This is a genomic window from Bacillus sp. NEAU-Y102, from assembly GCF_054788175.1.
On sequence record NZ_JBTWFK010000003.1, the window covers coordinates 56,077 to 79,069 of the forward strand.

Genomic DNA, 22,993 nt, shown 5'->3' on the forward strand with positions numbered 1-22,993 from the left:
TTATGAATAACATTTCATGAATTCAATATACATGAATTCATTTCATTTGTGTATGTCTAATTTGTGAAACATTTCACAAATTAACATAATAAAAATGCACTGCTCCACATTAGCAGTGCATTTTTATTATGCTAGCGCTTGTGCTAAATCTTCAATTAAATCTTCACCATCTTCAATACCGACAGAAATACGAATTAATGTATCTGTAATTCCTAATTCTTTACGGCGATCTGCTGGGATTGATGCATGTGTCATTTGAGATGGGATAGAAATTAAACTTTCTACTGCTCCTAGGCTTTCAGCAAGTGTAAAGTATTGCAGTTTCTCAAGTACTTTATTTAATGTTTCCTCACTATCTACATCAAACGAGATAATAGCACCAAATCCATTTGCTTGTTCTGTTGCTAATTCGTGGTTTTGATGTGATTCAAGACCTGGGTAATATACTTTATTTACTTTTGGATGATTATTTAAAAATTCAGCAATAGCGCGTGAATTCGTTTCATGTTCTTCCATACGAATTCCTAATGTTTTTAAACCGCGAAGTAGTAAGAAGCTATCTTGTGGTCCAAGAATACCTCCTGTTGAGTTTTGTACAAAGTGAAGGTCTTCTGCTAGTTGTGGGCTATTTACAACTACTAGACCTGCAACTACGTCACTATGACCTCCTAAATATTTCGTTGCACTATGAAGTACAATGTCTGCTCCTAAAGAAATTGGCGACTGCCAATACGGCGTCATGAATGTGTTATCAATAATTGTTAATAAATCATTCTCTTTAGCAAGAGTAGATATTTTCTTAATATCAGTAATTTTTAGTAGTGGGTTCGTTGGTGTTTCCACATAAATTGCTTTCGTATTTGGACGAATCGCTTCTACAACTTCCTCTAAGTTTGTTGTATCTACAAATGTATGCTCAATACCGAAGCGGTTTAATACTTTCGTAATAACACGGTACGTTCCGCCATAAACATCATCTGTTAAAATAACGTGGTCACCTTTTGAGAACAACATAATTGTTGCTGTAATAGCAGCCATTCCAGAACCGAATGCAAATCCAGCATGACCGTTTTCTAATACGGCAATCATTTCTTCTAAAGCTGCACGTGTTGGGTTACCTGTACGTGAATATTCATATCCTTGATGCTTACCAACTGCTTCTTGTTTGTACGTACTTGTTTGATAGATCGGTACGTTTACAGATCCAGTTGAAGGTTCTCCTATGCGAATACCATGAATTAACTTTGTCTTTGCTCTCATTTTTTATTCCCATCCTTTGTATATGTCTTTACTTAAATAGCGCTCACTGCTATCAGGAAAAATGGTTACAATATTTGTACCTGGCGCTGCCTTCTCTGCCTCAAGTAAGCTCGCATGAAATGCTGCTCCTGAAGAGCTTCCAACGAGAAGTCCTTCTTTTTGCGCTAATTCTTTCACTCGTAAAAATGCATTTCGATCAGAAATCGTATGAATTTCATCAAAATAAGATGTCTTCAAAAATGGCGGGATAAATTCAAGTCCAATTCCTTCTGTCTCATGTGAACCAGCCTTACCACCATTTAAAATAGATCCTTCTGGCTCTACGATAACTGTTTTAATATCTATATTTTTTTCCTTCAAATAAGATGCAGTCCCCATAAACGTACCGCCAGTTCCTGCTCCAGCAACAAATATGTTAATCTCTCCATTCAATGCGTCCCACAGTTCAGGACCTAATGTTTTAAAATATGCACGAGGATTTGCCTCATTTGCAAATTGACTTGGAGAGTATGAATTCGGTATTTCATTTACTAATTCTTTTGATTTTGCAATTGCACCGGTCATTCCTTGCTCAGTCGGTGTATGCACGACCGTTGCACCTAGTGCTTTCATTAATTCTTGTTTTTCAATACTAAATTTCTCTGGTACACAAACAATAACACGTAAATCATGTTCTAATGCTGCAAGTGCCAGTCCAATACCAGTATTCCCAGCAGTCGGTTCAATAATTGTTCCACCCTGGGTAACAAGCCCTTTTTCTAGCGCATCTTCAATTAATTCTCTTCCTAAACGATCCTTAACGCTTCCGCCTGGGTTATAAAATTCAAGCTTTGCAAATAAGCGGACCCCTTTCGGAAGTGAAAAACGAGTAATTTCTACAATTGGTGTATGACCAATTAACTCATGAACTCCACGATATACATTCATCGTGTTCTCCCCCTTGTTTGCCAATAAAGAAAAGGCAACTGTATGTATTTTCTTTATATGAGACAGTTGCCTTTTTGTTACATTACTTTAACTCTTCTAACACTTTTACGATAAAGTTTGTAGAATGAAGAGCTGCTTGATCTAAAAACTGATCAAATGAAACATTGGATTCTTTACCAGCAATATCAGAAAGTGCGCGAATGATAACAAACGGAACTTCATATTGGTGGCATACTTGTGCAACAGCTGCTGCTTCCATTTCTACCGCATAAAGATTTTCAAATTTATCACGGATGGCTGCAACGCGGTTCGGATCACTCATAAATGAATCGCCTGTTGCAATCATACCTTTTACAACTTGAATATTTTCTTCAGTTTGCATACATTTCTCAGCTAATGCAACTAACGCCTCATCAGCTTTAAATCCAGGCGGCATTCCTGGTACTTGACCATATTCATAGTTAAATGCTGTTACATCTACGTCATGGTGACGAACTTCAGTGGAAATAACTACATCACCAACGTTTAGAGAATGATGGAATCCACCAGCTGAACCAGTATTAATTACTTTTTCAGGCTTATATTTTTCTAATAAAATTGTCGTTGACATCGCTGCGTTTACTTTACCAATACCAGACTTTAACAAGATTACTTCATGTCCTGCTAATAGTCCTTTCGTAAATTCACAACCTGCAACCGTTTCTGTCTCTGCTTGTTCTAATTTGTCACGTAAAATACGTACTTCTTCTTCCATTGCTCCAATTACAGCAATTCTCAATCTAATCCCTCTTTCTATTGCTTAGTTGCCTCCATTACCCAAACGAAATGATTTAATCTCGTAAACGTTACATGGAAGCCATTGTTTTCAAAAATAGTCTGCATAACTGGAATACGTGTATAGTATTCCGTTTGCAAATCGTTTGCTAACTGGTGAAAACCTCTTTGTTTTGCTGTTTCAACAGTTTTATCATATGCATCTTGATCTGCAAATATCGTATCAGCAAACACTATTTTACCACCTTTGTTTAGCAATTGACTATACTTCGCAACCGCTACATTTTTTTCATCATCTGTTAAATGATGAAATGCATAGGTGCTTACAATGGTATCAATTGAATTTGGGACTTCAAACGAAAGAAAATCACCTTCTGTAATCGAAAATTCTTTTGGCAATTTCTCTTTTGCAATCATACGCATTTCACGCGACGGTTCTATACCGTAAACTGTGCGGCCAGCAAGTAATAATTTATTTGTTAAATTACCTGTACCGACACCAAATTCTAATACATTACCAAATGACTTGTTAACTACATCCTCTAGAATATCCTCATAATGGGCGAAAACTTCTTTGTATTGTATATCTTCGCCTTGTACGAATGAGTCGTACGTATGAGCCCACTCATCAAATAAACCATTAAATTCTGTGCCCATAAAAATTCCCCTTTTTCTTATCGGTTTTATCAGTATGATATTCCCTCTTTCTAAAAATGTCAATTGAAATGTACATGGTATTTCCTTCTTTTCTTTGTTACACTATAGTTGATTACATAGGAGAGGGGCCGTCTTCATGTCATTTACCTTTGAAATGTTAGAAGATAAAGTAGAATTTTTTGAAGCGGGAGACTTAGCTTCTTTAGAACGAAAAATTAGTGAACAAATCGATAATAATAAAGCACTTATGCTTGAAGTTCATCACATCTCACATCAAATGGTTATGGATCCTGAAAGCAAAAGACCGTATTATAGCGCGGTTGTTCATTTTAAATTAAAGAAATTGCGTTAACTAAAAAAGAGAAGCTCCTAAGGAGCTTCTCTTTTTTAGTTTAGAGTTTGAACAAGTACTGGTTTCCAGCCCTCATTATCTACCCAATCAATATTTACGTAATATCTTTTTCCACTTTGCTTATCTTGAACGTCACCATAAGCTTTACTCTTTCCAGTTTTGTCTCTTCCAACAAAATGGAATACTAATTGCTCCTTCGGTACTTCAATACCTGCAGCAATTGCACTTTGCATCTCATTCCAATCTGATGACCCCTGTTTAAACGTCATCGCTGGTGATGAACCTTGTTCTGTTCCTACAGCTTTCCAAGAAGGTTTTGTATAAGCCTCTTTTGCCTTGGATACAGTTTTTTCAGCTGATACTTTCTCGTTAGCTTTCGCTTCTTCTTCAGCTTTTTTCTTTTCTTCCTCAGCCTTTAACTTCTCTTCTTCAGCTTTTTGCTTAGCTTCTGCTTGCTCTTTTTCTTTTTCTTTTTTCTTAGCAGATTCTTTATCTTCTGATTTTCCAGCTTTCTCATTCTTTGTTGTTTGTTGAGAGACTTTCTTATCAGTAGAAGATGCTTGCTCTTTCGTACTAGGAACGAACAATTGATATGCTACAATAGCTACTAATAGTAATACAATAGCGATTGCAATATTTAAAACACCGTTTTGACGACGTTTTTGTTGTTTCTGTTGGAATCTTGATCCTCCTGCCATTCTCCAAACCTCCATGCAGTTTTTCCTAATTGCTATTGTAACATTAAATCTAGAAAGGTTGAACATTTACAATGATATTTTCATGAAATGAAAACAATTCACTATAAATTGCAAGATTACTTTTCATTCTCCAATTGATAGATTGCTCCTACCATATCTTTAAAAATAGGTGTGACTTTATTCACTTTGTTATCAGTCTCTAGATCAACAACAACTAAAGCATATCTTGGATTCTCATACGGAAAATAACCTGCAAACCAGCGATTCACCCTCGTCCCTTTCCCTGTTTGCGCTGTCCCGGATTTTCCAGCGACACTGAGCGGCAACGAGCGGAATGCCGTTCCTGTTCCTTTCTCCCTTGTTACAACGCCTCTTAATAACTCTTGTAATGTTTTCACTGTTTCATACGAAAGCTGTTTTCCATGTAACGTATGGTTCTCAAATGTAAAAAAATCCGCTCCATTTTTATATACTATTTTTTCAACAGCTTTCACTTCCATCTTTTTTCCATTCCTCGCAATCGTCGCCATCATATTAGCAATTGCTAGAGGTGATATACGTACATCTTTCTGTCCAATCGCTGTTTGCTCTACCGCTTTTTTACTATTTTTGTTTTCTTCATTCCCCCAAATAGTAGAGCCTTTTTCTTCTGGCATTTGCTCGAAATGAGGTGTATGAAATACAGAACCTTTCCATCCGACCTTTTCATTTGCTCCTAAAGCTGCTACGTATGTTTCTAGCACCGTCCTATCCTTTTGTAATAGCTCGTTACCTAACTCGGAAAATGTCCTGTTACAGCTCCTAGCAAAGCTCTCTTTGAAGTTAAGTGTACCCATCATAACTTGTGGGTCGTTTTCACCATATAAATCTTTATTACAATTAAATGTCCGATTAAACAAATTTACTTTTTGATCAATGACTGCAGCTGCAACTACTGTTTTAAAAACAGAGCCTGGAAAATGCGGCGTTAACATTTGATTTTCAAGTGTAGTCTTATATAAATTCTTATCTCTTACTTGTAAAGACGGCTTACTGACCATCGCTAATATTTCATTTGTCTTTACATCAAGTAATACTAATCCCCCCCTCTTTATTTCATTTGCTTCAATCACTTCTTCTGCTTTTTGCTGCAACCCTTTATGTAAAGTAGTTTGAATCCTAACTGGGTAAAATGGATTTCCTGGTGAAGTATATTTCGCTTGCTTTCCGAAAATTGGTTCTCCTTGCCGATCTACTTGATACAATACTTTTGCCTCTCCATCAGTCAATAAAAATTCATCAAATGATTGCTGTAATCCTGAAATACCTATCGGCGTTTGTTTTGAAATTTTTTTCACTTCTCCATATCGCTTTTGAAATTCTCTTTCGTTCTCCCCTACATCACCAATTAAATGATTTATCTCCCCAGTTTGTTTTAATCGCACTTCAGCTGCTACAATACCTAATACATGTAATTGATTCACCTTCTCCATCTGCTCTCGTGTCACTCGAAATGGAGCAGTTTCCCCTTGCAGTATAAATGCATTTTTTTTATTTTTCATTTGTCTTCTGATCTCTTGTCTCGACACACCAATGATATGCGCGATTTTCTCTAACATGTCATTTTTTATTTGTAAAAATGGAAAAACAATTAAAACAGGATACTTTTCCTCCCCTATTTCTTTACCATTACGATCTATAAACTGCCCACGTCCATCGTCTACTGCAATGGATTGCGTACGTTGCGTAACACTTTTTTCAATTAAATTTATTTTGCGATTAGTAAATGATTCTGTATCTATAATTTGGATTTGAATTAAACGACAAAGCAATAAAAACATAATGCCCATAAAACAAATTAAAACAATTGTAATTCTCCGTTTTATTTTCATAAAAAAACACCTCGTCTATTATAGTTTAGACGAGGTACTATTTTATTTATACAATCCCCAAAACAAAAACAGATATTATATAAGGTTATTATTGTTTCTTTGGCTTCTCTAAAAATTTCATAAGAAGCGATCTAAATTCAGTTTCATTCACTCCAGTGTTTTTAGCAACTTCAATTACAGTGGTTGTTACATTAGCCGCTATTTTTAAATAATCCTTACTAAGATTATCCATTTCATTTCTTTTTTCTTTTGCATTCTCAACTGTTACAGAATCAATACAAGTAATCATCTTATCTACAATATGTAAATAATTATTTTGTGCATCTATTATTTTTTGAATATCATCTTTATTACTTACTTTCGATTGTTTTAAATATGTATACGCTTGATTCACTTCATCTTTTAAAATTTTATCATTATTCTTCGCCTGTTCTTGTAACATATTCTTCATATCATCTATTGTTTTTTGATCCATCGAATCTCGCAATAAATAATCTGGATTTCCAATTGCGTAATCATACTTAATCGTTACATCTTGAAATATTTTCATGACAATAGCTAATTGATACGCTACATCAAAATCATTAAATTCCTTTTTATCTTGTGGATTTTCTAAGGCTTTTGAACTCTCAGTTGCTTTAATATCCTTTTTTTCTTCTTGCTTTACTTTTTCTCCCTTTGATGATGTAGTTTCTTCATTCGTTCCACATGCAGCAAGTCCTAATATGGATATACTACACACCAATCCTGTAAAGATTTTATGTTTCATAATTAGCCCCTTTTCCCTTTTAAAACCTATATTCTCCAATTATGATATCAAAGCTTAAAGTGTTTTTTTGACATTTTTTGTCGAATTACTCTAAGGTTTACACAATTTTTTTCATTCTACAAAAAAAAAGATTCTCCCGATAGGAGAATCTTTTTTTTATTTTACAGAGACAATCTCTACTTGCATTTCTCCGCCTGGTGTTTGGATTGTTACTTTCTCACCAATTTGCTTACCTAATAAGCTTTTTGCGATTGGAGAATCGTTAGAAATTCTTCCTTCAAATGGGTCAGCTTCCGCGCTACCTACGATTGTGTACGCTTCTTCATCTCCGTTTGGTAATTCTTTAAATGTTACTGTTTTACCTAATGTAACAACAGTAGATACTTCGCCATTATCTTTAATGATAACTGCGTTACGAATCATATTTTCTAATTGTGTAATACGTCCTTCTACGAACGCTTGCTCATCTTTTGCTGCATCGTACTCAGAGTTCTCAGAAAGGTCCCCGAAGCTACGTGCGATTTTAATACGTTCTACTACTTCTTTACGTCTTACTGTTTTTAATTGCTCAAGTTCGTTCTCTAGTTTTTGCTTACCCTCTTGCGTCATAGGGTATGTTTTTTCTGTTGACATATTTTCCACTCCTTTTATATACCAATCCCCCGAAAAAAAGAGGAGTTCCATATGAAAACTCCTCCGCTTCCATTGTTAGCGGAGGTTTCTAGTACCCTTGCACTAGCGGAGTTGTCACATACAACCCCGTATTTCCAATTCTTCTTTATATAAAGAAGATATGTATGGAAAGTTGATATAAATATGCCCTCACCTATATATAGATGAGGTTGCATGTTTCATTGTATTCGATGGGAAGGGAAAAAATCCCTTCCTACCGTATATCTTTTACTATGCTATTACAAATTTACTTTTTGTTCAAGAATTGTTGCAATTTTTGTCACCATAATATCAATTGCAACATGGTTTTGTCCACCTTCAGGGATAATAATATCCGCAAATTTCTTAGAAGGCTCAATAAATTGATTGTGCATTGGACGTACAACAGTTACGTACTGATCAATAACTGAATCCATCGTACGACCGCGCTCTTTAATATCACGCTGCATGCGGCGCAGAATACGAAGGTCAGCATCCGTATCAACGAATAATTTAATGTCCATTAACTCGCAAAGACGTGGGTCTTCTAAAATAAGAATTCCTTCTAAAATAATTACATCTTTCGGCTCAACTGGAATAATTTCTTCTGAACGTGTATGCAATGTATAGTCATATACAGGCTTATCAATTTGCTCATATGCAAGCAACTGCTGCAAATGTTCAATTAACAGATCATTATCAAACGCAAGCGGATGATCATAATTTGTTTTTAAACGCTCTTCCATTGGTAAATGGCTTTGATCTTTGTAATAATAATCTTGCTCTAAGATTAAAATAGAATGACCTTTAAAATGGTCAAAAATCGCTTTCGTTACACTCGTTTTACCTGATCCCGAACCACCAGCAATTCCAATTACAACAGGCTTATTCGTCCCCATTCGACTATCACTCTTTCTTATTGAAGTATGCTTTTGCGCATCATATTATTCACATACACTCGTTGATCCACTTTGAATTTCACGATTTGCAACGGATGTCTCGCTGCATCTAATTCGTTTCCATCCTCATCCCAAATTTTCTCCACCGTTTGCGTAAAGTTTTCTATTTCTGGTCCAAAGAACTCCACTTCATGTCCTGGTTTGAAATGATTACGTTGCTCAATCGTTACGATGCCCGTTTCTTCATTATAATCTAACACTAAACCAGCAAAATCATACGTTGTTTTCTTACTATGATTTCCAAACATTTGCTCTTGATGTCCTGGAACCCCTTCAAAGAATGCAGGAGCTGTATCACGATTTGCACATTTATCAAGCTCATCTAACCATTCTTGTTTAAACTCAAAGTTATCTGGATCCGCACAATAAGCATCAATTACTTTACGATATACAGTTGCTACAGTCGCTACGTAATGGATTGATTTCATACGTCCTTCTACCTTTAAGCTATCGATTCCAATTTCAATCATTTTCGGAATTGATAAAATTAAATTTAGATCTTTTGGACTCATCGCAAAGTGAGCATCTTCTTCTTGGAATAGAGGAAGCTCTTTTGCATCTTTATGTTGTGATACTGTTTGAACTAAATCATAATCCCAGCGGCAAGATTGGCAACAACCGCCACGATTAGAGTCACGCGCTGTCATATGGTTACTTAATGTACATCTTCCTGAATATGCGATACACATTGCACCATGGACGAATGCTTCAATTTCAATATCCACTTTTTCTTTAATTTCTTTCATTTCTTCATAGCTTGCTTCACGAGCTAATACAAGACGATGTAAACCCTCTTCTTTCCAATACTGTGCTGCTTTCCAGTTGGATAGTGATTGCTGTGTGCTTAAATGCACCTCAACAGAAGGCGCTACACGTTTACAAGTCTCAATGATAAGCGGATCAGCAACGATAATCCCCGTTACGCCAGCTTTTTCAATCCCTTTTAAATATTCCTCTAGCCCGTCCATATTTTCATTATGTGCAAAGATATTTGTTGTTACGTATATTTTTGCTCCATACTTCTTTGCAAACTCAACGCCTTCTGCCATTTCTTCTAGCGTAAAATTACCTGCATTCGAACGAAGACCAAATTCTTGTCCACCTAAATATACAGCATCTGCCCCGTAATGGATAGCTACTTTTAATTTTTCTAAGTTACCCGCAGGGATTAACAGTTCAGGTTTCTTCACAATAACACGTTTGCCATCGATCACTCGTGAAATTTCTTGTACAGTCATTTCCTACACCCTCCTCGTTTAGTAAACCGTTTCTTTAAAGAAGAATCCTGTGTCTAACGGACGATTTACTGGTTGCATTTCTTCTATTTCTTTATATAGAGCATCTTTCACGTCATAATATGCATCACGATCTTCCACACATAAATCAATCGCTTGACGATATTTCTTCGTTACTTCAATAATGTATTCAGAGCTTTTTAGTACACCATCGATTTTTAAGCTGTCAACTTCAGCTTCGATTAGTTCCTCTAATTCATCGATGAAACAAATATCGTTCGGACTCATAATATGAGTACCATTTTCATCTTCATAAATTGGATATTTATTGTTACGCTCTGGGTCATATAAGAACATATTCTCTTCATATTTTTTCTTTTCAATGTCAAGATTACGTCCTTGATACTCAAAGTAATTTCCTACTAATGAACGCTTCGATTGGAACATACAAGTCATACCGTGAATTTGTACTTCTAGTTCCACTTCAGCATTTTCTTTTAAATCAACAATTTCATCTAAGCTCAGCTCACGAGCTAATACAGCGCGCTTCGCTCCTCTTTGTCCCCAGTAATTACAAGTGAACCAGTTTGTTGCTGTCGTTTCTGTATTCCAGTGCAACTGCATATTTGGCGCTACTTCGCGAACAGCCATTAATACTGCTGGATCTCCGAAAACAATTGCATCTACATTTACTTCATTTAAAAATGAAACGTAATCTGTTAATTCTTCTACTTTATCGTTGTGGAACATAGCGTTCATGGCTACGTATACTTTCACACCATTTTCATGTGCAATCTTCACAGTTTGTTTTACATCTTCACGTGAAAACTCCCCTGCTAAACGTAAACCAAACTTTTGCTCACCGATCATTACCGCATCTGCTCCTGCTTTCGCAAGAAGTTCGATATCCGCCACCGCTCTTGGCGTTACTAACAATTCAGGTTTCTTCATACCTTGGTCACCCTCTCTTTTTACTAACAGCTACTCCATCACCAATTGGGAAAATCGTTGTATCGTATCCTTCATGGTTCATAAGCCACTCATTGTACGTCTTAATACGACGGATTAAACCACGTGTACGTCTGTTTTCAATTTTCTCTTTTGTCGTTACAAGACCATGGTACATAACATTATCTGAAATAATTACGCCACCAGGATTTAATAACGGTTCATATAAGTCAAAAAAGCGACGATACTGTCCTTTTGCTGCATCAATAAAAATAACGTCAAATGTCCCGTGTTCTTTTACTTGTTCACCTGTCTCTAACGCATCACCGTAAATAACTGAAATACGATCTGTTACTGGGGAACGTTCTATATATTCAAGTGCTTTTTCATATCGCTCACGATTGCGCTCAACTGTCACAATACGTGAATTTGAAATAGCTTGCATCATACGAATACTAGAATAACCGATTGCTGTTCCAAGTTCTAAAATGCTTTTCGGTCCAATTAAACGTAAAAATTGCAGCATAAATTCCATTCCAAGTCGATCCATAATCGGCACATGATTTTCTGTTGCATATTCTTCCATTTCAAGAATTAATTTATCTTTCGGATCAATAAATGATAATAGGTACTCGTTAACTGCATCCTCCATAAATGGTCCTCCTTATTTACATGGAGAAGTGCCTCTATGACGTCTTTTCCCACATAGAATGCAATAAAAATACAAGCCAGTTTTACCCTTAGCTTGTACGTCCCGTTTTGATATTAAAAACGATTCTTCTGCCAGTTTTTAACCCGATATATTTTACCACAAAAAAGAGGGATGTGCGACTTTTTTCGCTATCCCTCCCCATTTCACTGTTTTTTCGTAATGTATTTTTGCTTTAATGCATTATGCTCTTCTAATGTTTTCGCATAGTACACTTCACCACTTGGTGCAGCTAAGAAATAATAATAATCTGTTTGCGCAGGTTCTAACGCAGCTTCCACTGAATGTTTACCAGAGTTTGCGATCGGCCCTACCGGCAATCCTTTTACAACATACGTATTGTACGGTGAGTTGACCTTTAAATCTTCGTATAATACACGTTGTTTATGCTTTCCAAGTGCATATAATACCGTTGGATCCGTTTGAAGCGGCATACCTTTCTCTAAACGATTATAAAAGACACTAGAGATCTTTTGACGATCTGTAAAACCAGTTGCCTCTTCTTCAATAAGTGAAGATAATGTTAAAAGCTGATGAACATCCCAGTTCTTTGCTTTCATTTTTGCCTCATTTTGAACAATGATTGCATTTGTTTTCTCAAGCATCGGAATTACGATTTCTTCTAACGTCGTATCTTTCTTATAAAATGAATACGTCGCAGGATATAAATAACCTTCTAATGGGTATTTAATATTACTATCAAAGATTTTATCCGTTAATAACTTCGGATACTTTTGCTGCATTTTTTGAATAAATGCTTTATCGTTTAATTGACGCGTAACATCATCTTTATTCCACTTTAGTTCTGCCGCAATCGTTTCTGCAATTTCAGTTACTTGAGCTCCTTCTTTGATCGTCACTTTATAAAGAGCTGGACGATGCACGTTGCCAGATGACATTTGTTCGATAACATCTTTAGCATTCATCGAAGGATTTAATAAATATGTACCTGCTTGTAAACTTTTCGATTTAGCCTTTGTATAAAAACTAAAAACTGTACCGTTTTTCACAGCGCCTTTTTCTTCTAAAATTTCTCCAATTTTACTTGTAGATGATCCTTTCGGAATTTCTACTTCAATCTCTTTTTTATTCCCGCTATCAACTGGTCCTAATGCGGATGAAATATACGCATAGACTGAACCACAAACTAAAAGCAGTGCAATAATCGAAAATAAAAAGATGCGTCTACGCTTCTTTTTCACTTGATTCTCTATCAAAACTCTTCCTCCTTATTCAATTGTAGACCATATGTATATGTTTCTATACAGCATGATGGAAAGCCACAACAAATTCGCCTATCTTTTTTAGTATCCATTTTATTTTTCTACAATCCGTCTCATTATACTACAAAGGATTACACAGTTTCGACAAAAAATCTTTCATTTTACATATAAATACAAAAAAAAGATGGACTGTATGTCGTCCATCTTTTCAGTACTTATTATTCAGCTTCTTGCTCATCAGCAAGAGTGTTGAACATTTCTTGTACCATTTCCCACTCTTCTTCAGATTCGATTGGAAGTAAACTTCCGCCCTCTTCTTCATTTTGCTCATAAGCCATTGCATCATAAATTTGGTCTCCATCTTCGTCTACTTCACCGATTGGAGAGAAGACTACGTATGATTTTTTACCAAATTTTTCAGCATCAAAAGTGAAAATAATTTCACATAAATGTTCGTTACCTTTTTCGTCTACAATTGTAATTTGATTTTCTTCCATTTTGGTCACCTCTTATTTACTATCTAAAAATCCTTGTAAGATTACGACTGCAGCCATCTTATCGATTACTTGTTTTCGCTTCTTACGGCTTACATCCGCTGAAATGAGTAGACGTTCCGCTGCCATCGTCGACAAACGCTCGTCCCACATTACAACGTCTAATTGTAACAGCTCTCGTAGGTTTTCTGCAAATTGTTGGCACGCTTCACCACGTGGGCCAATTGTACCATTCATATTTTTAGGTAAACCTACTACTATTTTGTCCACATTGTACTGCTTTACTAACTCAGAAATACGATCAAAACCAAAGTGACCTCGTTCTTCGTTAATCTTAATTGTTTCTAATCCTTGTGCTGTCCAGCCCATTTCGTCGCTCATTGCAACTCCGACTGTTTTTGTACCTACATCTAAACCTAATATCCGCATAAACTACTCCTCACGATGATGTTTCAAGTAAGACTTCACAAGCTCTTCAATGATCTCATCACGTTCAAGCTTACGAACGATGCTTCGTGCATCTTTATGGCGAGGTATGTATGCTGGGTCTCCACTTAATAAATAACCGACGATTTGGTTAATCGGATTATAGCCTTTTTCTTGAAGTGCATCATACACAGTTAAAAGTACATCATTTACATGGACACTCTGTTTTTCATCTTGAATGCTAAACTTCATTGTTTTATCAAAACCGTCCATTTCAAGCACCTCACTTATATAGTAAGTATAGGGAGAAGAACTTCTCCTCTCCCTACCATTGTACACTACTATCTCTTTATTTTGAAACAGATTTAACGTACTCTTGTACAAATGCTAAAGCTTCTTCGACTTGAGCTGGGTTTTTACCACCTGCTTGTGCCATATCAGGACGGCCACCACCGCCACCGCCGCAACGAGAAGCTACTTCTTTCACAAGTTTACCAGCATGGTAACCTTGGCTAATTAAGTCTTTCGTTACACCTGCTAGGATGTTTACTTTATCGTCATTAACAGACGCTAATACAACAACTGCTGACTCTAATTTATTTTTTAGATCATCCATCATCGTACGTAAGTTGTTCATATCTGCAACATTTACTTTCGCTGCTAATACATTCACACCATCAACTGTCATTACAGAATCAGTTAAGTTTCCAGCTTCAATATTGCTTAATTTCGCAGCAAGAGATTCGTTTTCTTTTTGAAGTTGTTTCACTTCAGCAAATAGACCATCAACTCTTGTTAAAATATCTTTCGGATTTGTTTTCATTTTTCCTGCTGCTTCTTTTAATAAACCTACTTGATCGTTCATTAATTCGTATGCAGACTTACCAGTTACCGCCTCAATACGACGAGTTCCTGCACCGATACCAGACTCAGCAACGATTTTGAAAATACCGATAGAAGCTGTATTATCAACGTGACAACCACCGCAAAGCTCTAAGCTGTAATCGCCAACTTGTACAACGCGTACAACATCTCCGTATTTTTCACCGAATAATGCCATTGCGCCCATTTCTTTTGCTTCTCCGATTGATTTTTGAGAAATCTCAACGTTAATACTTTCCCAAATTTTCTCGTTTACCATACGCTCAATTTTTTCTAATTCGTCAGCTTGCACTTGACCGAAGTGAGAGAAGTCAAAGCGTAGACGTTCAGAAGTTACAAGAGAACCTGCTTGATTAACATGCGTTCCAAGTACGTCTTTTAATGCTTGGTGTAGTAAGTGAGTTGCTGTATGATTTTTCACAACGCTACTACGGTTTTTCGTATCGATAACAGCTTTCACAGCTGCATCTTTCGTTAACGTGCCTTCTTCCACAGCTATTTTGTGTAAGTTTTGACCATTTGGTGCTTTTTGTACGTCTTTTACAAGAACTTTCACGCCGTCAGCAAGAAGGTAACCACGGTCAGCAATTTGTCCACCGCTCTCAGCGTAGAATGGTGTTACGTCAAGAATTAACTGTCCTTCTTCCCCTGCTTGTAAGCTATCTGTGTACTCACCGTTTTTCACAAGTGCAACAACGTTACTTTCCGTTGCAACTGTACCGTAACCAACGAACTCACTCGCTACTTTAACTTCTCCAAGTACACCGCCTTGAACTTGCATTGAGTCAACGTCTTGACGAGCAGCACGTGCACGCTCACGTTGTTTTTCCATTTCATTTTCGAAGCCTTCTTGGTCAACTGTCATACCAGCTTCTTCTGCATATTCTTCTGTTAATTCGATTGGGAAACCGTATGTGTCATATAGACGGAACGCATCTACTCCAGAAATAACAGTTGTTTTTTCTTCTTTTGCTTTTGCAATAACTTCAGCTAAAATTGCTTCACCATCATGAAGTGTTTCATGGAAACGCTCTTCTTCATTTTTCACAACTTTCGCAATGAAATCTTTCTTTTCAAGTACTTCTGGATAGAAGTCTTTCATTACTTCTCCAACAACCGGTACCAATTCAAACATGAATGGACGGTTAATGTTTAATTTCTTCGAATAACGAACAGCGCGGCGTAATAAGCGACGTAATACATAACCACGACCTTCGTTAGATGGAAGAGCACCGTCACCAACAGCGAATGTTACTGTACGGATATGGTCAGCAATTACTTTGAATGCCATATCTTTTTCTAAATCGCCATTACGATATTTCTCACCAGAAATTGATTCTGTTGCACCAATCATCGGCATGAATAGGTCTGTATCAAAGTTTGTAGGCACATCTTGAACGATAGATGTCATACGTTCTAGACCCATCCCTGTATCAATGTTTTTCTTAGGAAGTGGTGTATATGAACCGTCTGGATTATGGTTAAATTGAGAGAATACAAGGTTCCATACTTCTAAGTAACGCTCGTTTTCTCCGCCTGGATATAATTCTGGGTCACTAAAGTCATTACCGTAAGCTTCCCCGCGGTCATAGAAAATCTCTGTATTCGGTCCACTTGGTCCTTCACCAATATCCCAGAAGTTTTCTTCTAAGCGGATAATACGCTCTTTTGGAACGCCCATTTTTTCATTCCAAATTGTGAATGCTTCTTCATCTTCTGGATGGATTGTAACTGATAGTAATTCTTTATCGAATCCGATCCATTTGTCGCTCGTTAAGAATTCCCAAGCCCATGTAATTGCTTCTTCTTTGAAGTAATCACCGATTGAGAAGTTTCCTAACATTTCAAAGAATGTATGGTGACGAGCTGTTTTCCCTACGTTTTCAATATCGTTTGTACGAATTGATTTTTGAGCATTTGTAATACGTGGATTTTGTGGGATTACACGTCCATCAAAATATTTTTTTAATGTAGCTACACCACTATTAATCCATAGAAGAGATGGATCTTCATGTGGAACTAGTGATGCACTAGGTTCTACTGCATGTCCTTTTTCTTGGAAAAAGTCTAAAAACATTTGACGAATTTGTGCGCCTGTTAGTTGTTTCATTGTATTTTCCTCCTTAAATATAAAAAACTCCCGTCCCTATAAAAGGGACGAGAGTTAACTCGCGATACCACCCTAATTATGAATTGATTACAATAACAATCAATTCATCACCTCATGGTGCCGTAACGTGGCAAGACGGCAGTGATTAGCTGCTCTCAGGATTAGCTTTCTGTTACCCTTCATTTAAAGCTTCTTTCAGCCATATGGAAGCTTCTCTCTATAAATGGACTGTAACGTACTTGTTCCGTCATTGATTTAATGTATTATATGACTAAATATAATAGAATTCTCTTAAGTTTGTCAATGTAGATAATCATTTATATTGTATTAATTGCTTATTTATCATAGGTATTCTACTATTCATTCTTAACAGCCTTTTCATATATTATGCGTTTATTAACAAATCGGAATCTCCTTACAAGAATAATTTATAAAAAATTATAAATATTACCTTTTTTGCTATAATTAAATTATTGTTAATAAAATAAAGGAGCGATCACAATGACAACCTTACTTAGCAAAGCTAAAAACATATTAGCGACTAACGAAACAATATTACTTTACGCAGCATGTTCATTAGACATATTTATTTATCGTTCCTTCGCGAGACTAGGCCTATTGATTTTAACGAACAAAAGGCTATTCTTTTATGGACCAGATGTAAGTAACAATCCAATATTTGAAGAGTACTCTTTCGCAAAAATTTCTAATCTAAAAGAACAAAAGCGTCTTTTCAACAATCAAATTGTATTTATGTATGATAACGAATGGAAAAAAATAAAACATATTCAAACAAATGATGTGAGCTCCCTCGTTCAAAAGATACACGAGCAGATTTCTAAATAAATATACGATTAGCCCTCTATTTCTTACATAGAGGGCTTCTATACTTACACATCTTCTTTTTTCAAGAGAGGCTTCACATGAACAATGACGGTGCGAATAACTGCTAAGATGGGAACCGATATTAGTAACCCTACAATACCAGCTACTTCCCCTCCAACTAGTAATGCAAGCATAATAATAACGGGATGCATACGAAGTGACTTACCAACAATGTAAGGCGATAAAATGTTACTTTCCACAAATTGCAAAATAGCAATCGTAATCCCCGCCTTAATAAGTAAGCTCGTTGATACTGTTGCTGCAATCATTAACGTCGGGATCGCTCCTAAAATAGGGCCGAAGTACGGGATTATATCCGTTACCCCAATAATAATACCAAGCAATAATGGATATTTCATACCGATAAACCAAAAAGAAAGAGCTGATACTCCCCCTAATACCAAACAAACAAATAACTGTCCTCGAATATAACTTCCAAGTGACTTATCAATTTCTTTCGCAAGCATTTGCCCCGTACCTCGCCATTTACTTGGGACTAGTTTCCAAAAGATATGATAAAACTCACCATAATCTTTTAATATGTAAAATACAATGAACGGTATTAAGAAAATAATGAGCAATGAATCGAGTACACCACGAGCTGTACTCATCACTTTATTTAAAAGCGCTTGAATCTTCGTTTCCACACCCACAAAAAGTTGTTTCACCTTTTCATGAATGAACGAAGGGAAATTCGCTGTTTGTTCTGTAACGCCATCCATCCACGAATCGTACATCTTTGTAAACTGCGGAAATTGTTCATTAATCTCTTGTAACTGTTTAATAACGACTGGCGTTCCTTTATAAATCCCATAACCAATTCCGCCAAAGAAAAGGATATAAATAAGCAAAATGGCAAGTGTACGGGGCATCCCTTCCTTATGGATTTTTTCAATTAAAGGGTGCAATAAATACGCAATAAAACAAGCGATAAGAAATGGCGTGATTGCTACTTTAAATACAAAAATAATCGGTGCCCATAGTGGCTTAATTTTTAAAAAGACGAGCAAACAAAGAAAAACAAGTAATAATAATCCTAAACGATATATCCAAATGATTTTAAGATTCTTCACATGAAAAACCTCCTCCACCTTTATTTTGAAAATAAATGGGGTAGGTTATGTGCGAAACTTTTAAAATCTTTTCATACGGACCATACTGTTTTTTAAAGACGTACATATAAATAACATAACAAGGACAACCACCCCTGAGAATACAGCATGAATTAATATAATCAGGAGGGCTAATTATGGTTTTGTTTATGCTTGGATTATCAGCACTTTTTATGATTCTTGAATGGATTTGTATCGGGTTTGGTATTTGGAAGGGGTTCTTTATTCGTTCCTCACGTAAAGAAAAAGCGAAGCAATTATGGCAGTATGGAATACTCGGCGTTGGCTGCTACGGTCTATCTTATCTTTTCTCAGAAATCGGACTTTTTTATTTGCATATGAGCGCATAAAAAAACTCCCTCGTCAATAAGGGAGTTTTTCACTTTATCGAAATGATTATAAGTAAGACTTAATCATCTTACGTGCTTTTTTCATATTGCGTTTTGAAAATACATCTTGCTTACGAGCATATTGATATGCTGCAGCTCCAACACCTAATGCAATTAATGAATTGCGTAGATTCAAAGTAAATCCCCCTTTTCGTTATCCGATCGTTCTTTCATTCTCATCAAATAAATCATCAAGAGAGCTTAATGAACCATCTTCCTCAACTTGATGCGTATGGATTTTCCCCTTTGAAACCGATAATTCGATATAACAATTCCAGCAATAAAATTGGTTGACACCTATTTTTCCAATGTCTTTCCCTTTGCAATTTGGACAAATGAACATATGGCTTTCATCTCCTTACAGACTCCCAGATTCTATTCGCCATTATGTCCAAATTGCATTCGTTTATACATCGCTGGAGCCTTTCAACGCTATGCGTTTGAAAGTTTCACTATATAATTTCACCTTGTTACATGAAATCATACGGTGAAATGTTTTCCACGTCCATTTCTTCGCCATTAACTGTGACCATCTGTACTTCTCCTTGTGATTCCTGCAAGCGACTAGCCAAAGTTGTTTGACGCATTGCATCATCAAGGCGATTTACACCAGATTTGAAAGCTGCTTCCTCCCCGCAAATAATAAGGAACTTCTTACTTCTTGTAATGCCCGTGTAAATTAAATTACGACGTAACATACGGTTGTAACTTTTCACGATCGGCATAATAACAATCGGAAATTCACTACCTTGTGATTTATGAATGGAACAACAATATGCATGCGTAATTTGATTTAAATCGGGCTTTGTATACGTTACCTCAATTCCATCAAATGAAACGATAATCATATCTTGTTGCTCAACGTTTTCTTTCGCATAAAACACCGAAACAATTTCTCCAATATCACCATTAAACACCTGGCTCTCTGGCTGATTAACGAGTTGCAGTACTTTATCGCCTCTTCGGTATACAACATCACCGTAAGCAATTTCTTTACTCTTTTCCCTCTTCGGATTAAATACTTGTTGCAATGCTTCGTTTAATACATTAATACCAGCAGGCCCGCGGTACATCGGCGCTAATACTTGGACATCCCTTGCACTAAATCCTTTTGTTTTAGCATTTTCGCAAACTTTTTTCACAACCTCAACAATTTGAGCCCCTGTACAGCTGATAAATGAACGATCTTTTTTATTTTGTGCTAAATCTGGCGGGAGCGTGCCGTCTTTGATTGCATGGGCAAGTTGAATAACAGATGAGCCTTCTGCTTGACGATAAATTTCAGTAAGCTTCACTGTCGGAACTGCGCCTGCATTTAATAAATCTTTTAATACTTGTCCAGGTCCTACAGATGGCAACTGATCTTCATCACCTACAACGATAACTTGAATGTTCGTCGGTAGCGACTTAAATAGCTGATTCGCAAGCCAAATATCAACCATTGAAAATTCATCAATAATAAGGAGCTTACCTTGGACAGGATCCGTTTCATTACGCTGGAAAGATCCTTCTGGCGTCCAGCCAAGCAAACGGTGAATTGTGCAAGCTGGAAGTCCTGTCGATTCACTCATCCGCTTCGCTGCTCTTCCTGTTGGAGCTGTTAATAGTATTGGAAATGGATTATCATCACTGTATTCATTCGGATTTAACGATAATCCGTGAAGTGACGCATACATTTCAACAATCCCTTTAATAACAGTTGTTTTCCCCGTTCCTGGTCCACCTGTTAATAACATCATTGGCTTATGAAGTGCCGTTTGAATCGCTTCTTGCTGAAACGGTGCATACTGCACGTTTAACTGTTCTTCAATTTCACCTAATGTTTTTAACACTTCTGCTTCAGGAAATGAAGGTGTTTCCTCTTGATTCATCAATCGACGAATAGACTTTACAACACCTTTTTCAGAGTAGAATAAAGTTGCTAAATACACTCGTTCTTCTTCTATGATGACTTTCCCTTCACTTTGCATCGTTTCAATACAACCTATAATATCTTCCTCAGTCACTCTTCCTTCTTGATTGTTTAAAAGTGACATCGTTTCTCTTACAAGTTGATCTTTCCTCATATAAACGTGACCAAGTTGCAATGAGACATTCTCTAATGTGTAAAAACATCCCGCTCGTACACGGTCGTCGTGATTACCCGATATTCCTAACGCACGCCCTATATCATCCGCTCGTCCAAAACCAATCCCGTCCACTTCTTCAATAAGTTGATACGGATTATTACGAATCACTTCTAATGTCATCTCTTTATATTGCTGGTAAATCTTAATAGAAAGTTTCGTTCCAAAACCGTAACCATTTAAAAAGCTCATTACTTTCTCTAATCCTTGATGTTCAACAATTGTCTCATATATTTCCTGAGCCTTTTGTTTGTTAACAACACCATTTAACGCCTCAGGGTCATCCATAATTTTAGAAATAGCATGTTCCCCGAGATGATCCACAATTTTTTCCGCTGTACGCTTTCCTATCCCTTTAAATAAATCACTCGCTAAATATTGCACCATACCTGCTTTTGTTTGCGGCAATTCTTTTTTAAATGTTTCAACCATATATTGTTTTCCATACTTTGGATGGTCCTTAAAGTGACCTGTCAATGTAAACACTTCATCTTCATGCATGCGGGGAAAATGACCGTTTATCATTACTTTCTTTTCGTCATATGTTTCATTCGTTTCAATGACTTTCATACTGACAACGGAATAGAGGTTTTCTTCGTTGTGGAAAATGGTATGAAGAACTTGCGCTTTTATAAACTTTTTCTCTTCCTCAAACAAATCCATTGCATGTTGATTTCCCATCTTTCCTCTCCTTTCCGATATTTTCACTTTAATGAGCAGTACATCCCCCACCTCTTTAGATGAGGGATAACTACCCATTAAACTATATTTTTATCTTATTCAGCTTCTTGCTCTAATAAACGAACGCCATTACCCGCTAAAAAGTGATCTGGCTGAATTTCAGTTGCTTTCTTAAATAAAGCGAGAGCCTTCTCATTATTTTCCTCAAATACGTACGCAACACCTAAATTGTAATACGCATCTGCATGCTCTTCATCCATTTCTAATACCTTTTCAAAATAAGGTTTCGCCTCTTGAATGTGTTCTAGTCGAGCGAAGCAAAGTCCGTACTGGAATACAGCTTCCACATCGTTTTCATCTAATTCTGTTGCTCTTTGTAAGAATGGTAGTGCAAGACGATCATTTCCAAGCTGTACATGTGTGATACCTAACATAAATGTTACATCAGCTGATTGTAATCCAGCTTGCATTGCTTGTTCAAATACAGCTTTCGCCTCAGTAAATTGCTCTTGGCCATAATATACATTTCCTAAACCATAATAGGCAGCTGCAGATTTATCATCTAACTCTAGTGCACGTTTATAAAATAAAATCGCTCGTTCGCTATCACCTAATACGTCTAATAAATTGGCAAAATTAATGTATCCAAGCGCATCTTTCGGATTTTCTTCGATTGCTTCTGTAAAATTTTTAGCTGCTTCTTCCCAATTTCCTTCTTGCATATATTGAATACCTGTTTCAAGTTTGTTTGACATGTCCTTCACCTCTACAACAAATTATAACAAAGAATGTATTTTCCAAGCGAACGAAAATTCGCTTTATGTAAAAGAAACCTCTAACCGCTAATCGGCAGAG

The 22,993-nt window shown here is 36.5% G+C and carries 25 protein-coding genes and 1 other annotated feature; of the genes, 3 read left to right on the forward strand and 22 right to left on the reverse strand.

Annotated features, from left to right (window positions below):
- Nucleotides 1-126 precede the first annotated feature (126 nt).
- The 4 genes from ACYFX0_RS09685 to ACYFX0_RS09700 form a co-directional block, all read right to left on the reverse strand.
- A complete protein-coding gene (locus tag ACYFX0_RS09685; RefSeq protein WP_088230644.1) occupies nucleotides 127-1,260 on the reverse strand; it encodes a bifunctional cystathionine gamma-lyase/homocysteine desulfhydrase in 1,134 nt (377 codons plus the stop codon).
- A gap of 3 nt (nucleotides 1,261-1,263) precedes the next feature.
- Nucleotides 1,264-2,187, reverse strand: a complete 924-nt coding sequence (locus ACYFX0_RS09690) for an O-acetylserine dependent cystathionine beta-synthase (RefSeq protein ID WP_106082506.1) — start codon at nucleotides 2,185-2,187, stop codon at nucleotides 1,264-1,266.
- A gap of 82 nt (nucleotides 2,188-2,269) precedes the next feature.
- Nucleotides 2,270-2,965, reverse strand: coding sequence for a 5'-methylthioadenosine/S-adenosylhomocysteine nucleosidase (mtnN, locus tag ACYFX0_RS09695; protein ID WP_001217027.1), 696 nt, complete (start codon nucleotides 2,963-2,965; stop codon nucleotides 2,270-2,272).
- Between the two features lie 14 nt (nucleotides 2,966-2,979).
- Nucleotides 2,980-3,618 carry a class I SAM-dependent DNA methyltransferase gene (locus ACYFX0_RS09700; protein WP_000536323.1) on the reverse strand — a complete coding sequence of 213 codons (639 nt, stop codon included), beginning with the start codon at nucleotides 3,616-3,618 and terminating at the stop codon, nucleotides 2,980-2,982.
- A 136-nt stretch (nucleotides 3,619-3,754) separates the two neighbouring features.
- Between ACYFX0_RS09700 and ACYFX0_RS09705 the strand changes: the two genes are divergently transcribed.
- Nucleotides 3,755-3,970 (forward strand): YrzA family protein, encoded by a 216-nt coding sequence (locus ACYFX0_RS09705; protein ID WP_000010984.1) that lies wholly within the window; start codon nucleotides 3,755-3,757, stop codon nucleotides 3,968-3,970.
- 35 nt (nucleotides 3,971-4,005) lie between these two features.
- Here the strand turns inward: ACYFX0_RS09705 and ACYFX0_RS09710 are convergent, their stop codons facing one another.
- From ACYFX0_RS09710 to alaS, 13 genes are all read right to left on the reverse strand, one after another.
- Nucleotides 4,006-4,668 (reverse strand): YrrS family protein, encoded by a 663-nt coding sequence (locus ACYFX0_RS09710; protein WP_000897094.1) that lies wholly within the window; start codon nucleotides 4,666-4,668, stop codon nucleotides 4,006-4,008.
- A gap of 116 nt (nucleotides 4,669-4,784) precedes the next feature.
- Nucleotides 4,785-6,539: a peptidoglycan D,D-transpeptidase FtsI family protein gene (locus ACYFX0_RS09715; RefSeq protein WP_106082507.1), complete on the reverse strand. Its 1,755-nt coding sequence runs from the start codon at nucleotides 6,537-6,539 to the stop codon at nucleotides 4,785-4,787.
- An 88-nt stretch (nucleotides 6,540-6,627) separates the two neighbouring features.
- Nucleotides 6,628-7,308: a hypothetical protein gene (locus ACYFX0_RS09720; protein WP_000680878.1), complete on the reverse strand. Its 681-nt coding sequence runs from the start codon at nucleotides 7,306-7,308 to the stop codon at nucleotides 6,628-6,630.
- A gap of 156 nt (nucleotides 7,309-7,464) precedes the next feature.
- The gene (gene greA, locus ACYFX0_RS09725; RefSeq protein WP_014894880.1) at nucleotides 7,465-7,941 is read right to left on the reverse strand and encodes a transcription elongation factor GreA; all 477 of its coding nucleotides are present in this window, start codon (nucleotides 7,939-7,941) and stop codon (nucleotides 7,465-7,467) included.
- A gap of 278 nt (nucleotides 7,942-8,219) precedes the next feature.
- Nucleotides 8,220-8,858, reverse strand: coding sequence for a uridine kinase (gene udk, locus ACYFX0_RS09730; RefSeq protein ID WP_000537080.1), 639 nt, complete (start codon nucleotides 8,856-8,858; stop codon nucleotides 8,220-8,222).
- 17 nt (nucleotides 8,859-8,875) lie between these two features.
- Entirely contained in the window at nucleotides 8,876-10,156 is a 1,281-nt protein-coding gene (locus tag ACYFX0_RS09735) for a peptidase U32 family protein (protein ID WP_000217970.1), read from the reverse strand.
- Nucleotides 10,157-10,174: 18 nt separating this feature from the next.
- A complete protein-coding gene (locus ACYFX0_RS09740) occupies nucleotides 10,175-11,104 on the reverse strand; it encodes a peptidase U32 family protein (protein ID WP_000742793.1) in 930 nt (309 codons plus the stop codon).
- Between the two features lie 7 nt (nucleotides 11,105-11,111).
- Complete coding sequence (locus ACYFX0_RS09745) at nucleotides 11,112-11,753, reverse strand: O-methyltransferase (RefSeq protein ID WP_000389103.1); 642 nt, start codon at nucleotides 11,751-11,753, stop codon at nucleotides 11,112-11,114.
- A 203-nt stretch (nucleotides 11,754-11,956) separates the two neighbouring features.
- On the reverse strand, nucleotides 11,957-13,027 hold the full coding sequence (mltG, locus tag ACYFX0_RS09750) for an endolytic transglycosylase MltG (protein ID WP_000572141.1): 1,071 nt from the start codon (nucleotides 13,025-13,027) through the stop codon (nucleotides 11,957-11,959).
- Between the two features lie 224 nt (nucleotides 13,028-13,251).
- Complete coding sequence (locus ACYFX0_RS09755; RefSeq protein ID WP_000392246.1) at nucleotides 13,252-13,530, reverse strand: DUF1292 domain-containing protein; 279 nt, start codon at nucleotides 13,528-13,530, stop codon at nucleotides 13,252-13,254.
- A 12-nt stretch (nucleotides 13,531-13,542) separates the two neighbouring features.
- Complete coding sequence (gene ruvX / locus ACYFX0_RS09760; protein WP_001221202.1) at nucleotides 13,543-13,956, reverse strand: Holliday junction resolvase RuvX; 414 nt, start codon at nucleotides 13,954-13,956, stop codon at nucleotides 13,543-13,545.
- Nucleotides 13,957-13,959: 3 nt separating this feature from the next.
- A complete protein-coding gene (locus ACYFX0_RS09765) occupies nucleotides 13,960-14,226 on the reverse strand; it encodes an IreB family regulatory phosphoprotein (protein WP_000348591.1) in 267 nt (88 codons plus the stop codon).
- Between the two features lie 76 nt (nucleotides 14,227-14,302).
- Nucleotides 14,303-16,945: an alanine--tRNA ligase gene (gene alaS / locus ACYFX0_RS09770; RefSeq protein ID WP_106082508.1), complete on the reverse strand. Its 2,643-nt coding sequence runs from the start codon at nucleotides 16,943-16,945 to the stop codon at nucleotides 14,303-14,305.
- Between the two features lie 40 nt (nucleotides 16,946-16,985).
- Nucleotides 16,986-17,205: a binding site (T-box leader), on the reverse strand.
- A gap of 241 nt (nucleotides 17,206-17,446) precedes the next feature.
- Here alaS and ACYFX0_RS09775 point away from each other — a divergent pair.
- Complete coding sequence (locus tag ACYFX0_RS09775; RefSeq protein WP_106082509.1) at nucleotides 17,447-17,791, forward strand: PH domain-containing protein; 345 nt, start codon at nucleotides 17,447-17,449, stop codon at nucleotides 17,789-17,791.
- A gap of 44 nt (nucleotides 17,792-17,835) precedes the next feature.
- Here ACYFX0_RS09775 and ACYFX0_RS09780 read toward each other — a convergent pair whose 3' ends face one another.
- A complete protein-coding gene (locus ACYFX0_RS09780; RefSeq protein WP_000793127.1) occupies nucleotides 17,836-18,903 on the reverse strand; it encodes an AI-2E family transporter in 1,068 nt (355 codons plus the stop codon).
- A 176-nt stretch (nucleotides 18,904-19,079) separates the two neighbouring features.
- On the opposite strand from ACYFX0_RS09780, the gene ACYFX0_RS09785 reads away from it, so the two are divergent.
- Nucleotides 19,080-19,292 (forward strand): hypothetical protein, encoded by a 213-nt coding sequence (locus ACYFX0_RS09785; protein WP_000242539.1) that lies wholly within the window; start codon nucleotides 19,080-19,082, stop codon nucleotides 19,290-19,292.
- A 46-nt stretch (nucleotides 19,293-19,338) separates the two neighbouring features.
- On the opposite strand, the gene ACYFX0_RS09790 is transcribed toward ACYFX0_RS09785, so the two are convergent.
- The 4 genes from ACYFX0_RS09790 to ACYFX0_RS09805 all read right to left on the reverse strand — a co-directional run bounded on the left by ACYFX0_RS09790 (nucleotide 19,339) and on the right by ACYFX0_RS09805 (nucleotide 22,893).
- Nucleotides 19,339-19,467 carry a YrzQ family protein gene (locus ACYFX0_RS09790; protein WP_001053553.1) on the reverse strand — a complete coding sequence of 43 codons (129 nt, stop codon included), beginning with the start codon at nucleotides 19,465-19,467 and terminating at the stop codon, nucleotides 19,339-19,341.
- An 18-nt stretch (nucleotides 19,468-19,485) separates the two neighbouring features.
- Complete coding sequence (locus ACYFX0_RS09795) at nucleotides 19,486-19,674, reverse strand: hypothetical protein (protein ID WP_000469281.1); 189 nt, start codon at nucleotides 19,672-19,674, stop codon at nucleotides 19,486-19,488.
- A 127-nt stretch (nucleotides 19,675-19,801) separates the two neighbouring features.
- A complete protein-coding gene (gene recD2, locus ACYFX0_RS09800) occupies nucleotides 19,802-22,138 on the reverse strand; it encodes an SF1B family DNA helicase RecD2 (protein ID WP_000528079.1) in 2,337 nt (778 codons plus the stop codon).
- A 95-nt stretch (nucleotides 22,139-22,233) separates the two neighbouring features.
- On the reverse strand, nucleotides 22,234-22,893 hold the full coding sequence (locus ACYFX0_RS09805) for a tetratricopeptide repeat protein (protein ID WP_460270359.1): 660 nt from the start codon (nucleotides 22,891-22,893) through the stop codon (nucleotides 22,234-22,236).
- Nucleotides 22,894-22,993: the final 100 nt, after the last annotated feature.

Coding starts and splice junctions, on each gene's coding strand:
- ACYFX0_RS09685 (WP_088230644.1), bottom strand. CDS start 1,260: ATGAGAGCAAAGACAAAGTTAATTCATGGTATTCGCATAGGAGAACCT.
- ACYFX0_RS09690 (WP_106082506.1), bottom strand. CDS start 2,187: ATGAATGTATATCGTGGAGTTCATGAGTTAATTGGTCATACACCAATT.
- ACYFX0_RS09700 (WP_000536323.1), bottom strand. CDS start 3,618: ATGGGCACAGAATTTAATGGTTTATTTGATGAGTGGGCTCATACGTAC.
- ACYFX0_RS09705 (WP_000010984.1), top strand. CDS start 3,755: ATGTCATTTACCTTTGAAATGTTAGAAGATAAAGTAGAATTTTTTGAA.
- ACYFX0_RS09710 (WP_000897094.1), bottom strand. CDS start 4,668: ATGGCAGGAGGATCAAGATTCCAACAGAAACAACAAAAACGTCGTCAA.
- ACYFX0_RS09715 (WP_106082507.1), bottom strand. CDS start 6,539: ATGAAAATAAAACGGAGAATTACAATTGTTTTAATTTGTTTTATGGGC.
- ACYFX0_RS09720 (WP_000680878.1), bottom strand. CDS start 7,308: ATGAAACATAAAATCTTTACAGGATTGGTGTGTAGTATATCCATATTA.
- greA (WP_014894880.1), bottom strand. CDS start 7,941: ATGTCAACAGAAAAAACATACCCTATGACGCAAGAGGGTAAGCAAAAA.
- udk (WP_000537080.1), bottom strand. CDS start 8,858: ATGGGGACGAATAAGCCTGTTGTAATTGGAATTGCTGGTGGTTCGGGA.
- ACYFX0_RS09735 (WP_000217970.1), bottom strand. CDS start 10,156: ATGACTGTACAAGAAATTTCACGAGTGATCGATGGCAAACGTGTTATT.
- ACYFX0_RS09740 (WP_000742793.1), bottom strand. CDS start 11,104: ATGAAGAAACCTGAATTGTTAGTAACGCCAAGAGCGGTGGCGGATATC.
- ACYFX0_RS09745 (WP_000389103.1), bottom strand. CDS start 11,753: ATGGAGGATGCAGTTAACGAGTACCTATTATCATTTATTGATCCGAAA.
- ACYFX0_RS09755 (WP_000392246.1), bottom strand. CDS start 13,530: ATGGAAGAAAATCAAATTACAATTGTAGACGAAAAAGGTAACGAACAT.
- ruvX (WP_001221202.1), bottom strand. CDS start 13,956: ATGCGGATATTAGGTTTAGATGTAGGTACAAAAACAGTCGGAGTTGCA.
- ACYFX0_RS09765 (WP_000348591.1), bottom strand. CDS start 14,226: ATGGACGGTTTTGATAAAACAATGAAGTTTAGCATTCAAGATGAAAAA.
- alaS (WP_106082508.1), bottom strand. CDS start 16,945: ATGAAACAACTAACAGGCGCACAAATTCGTCAAATGTTTTTAGACTTT.
- ACYFX0_RS09775 (WP_106082509.1), top strand. CDS start 17,447: ATGACAACCTTACTTAGCAAAGCTAAAAACATATTAGCGACTAACGAA.
- ACYFX0_RS09785 (WP_000242539.1), top strand. CDS start 19,080: ATGGTTTTGTTTATGCTTGGATTATCAGCACTTTTTATGATTCTTGAA.
- ACYFX0_RS09795 (WP_000469281.1), bottom strand. CDS start 19,674: ATGTTCATTTGTCCAAATTGCAAAGGGAAAGACATTGGAAAAATAGGT.
- recD2 (WP_000528079.1), bottom strand. CDS start 22,138: ATGGGAAATCAACATGCAATGGATTTGTTTGAGGAAGAGAAAAAGTTT.
- ACYFX0_RS09805 (WP_460270359.1), bottom strand. CDS start 22,893: ATGTCAAACAAACTTGAAACAGGTATTCAATATATGCAAGAAGGAAAT.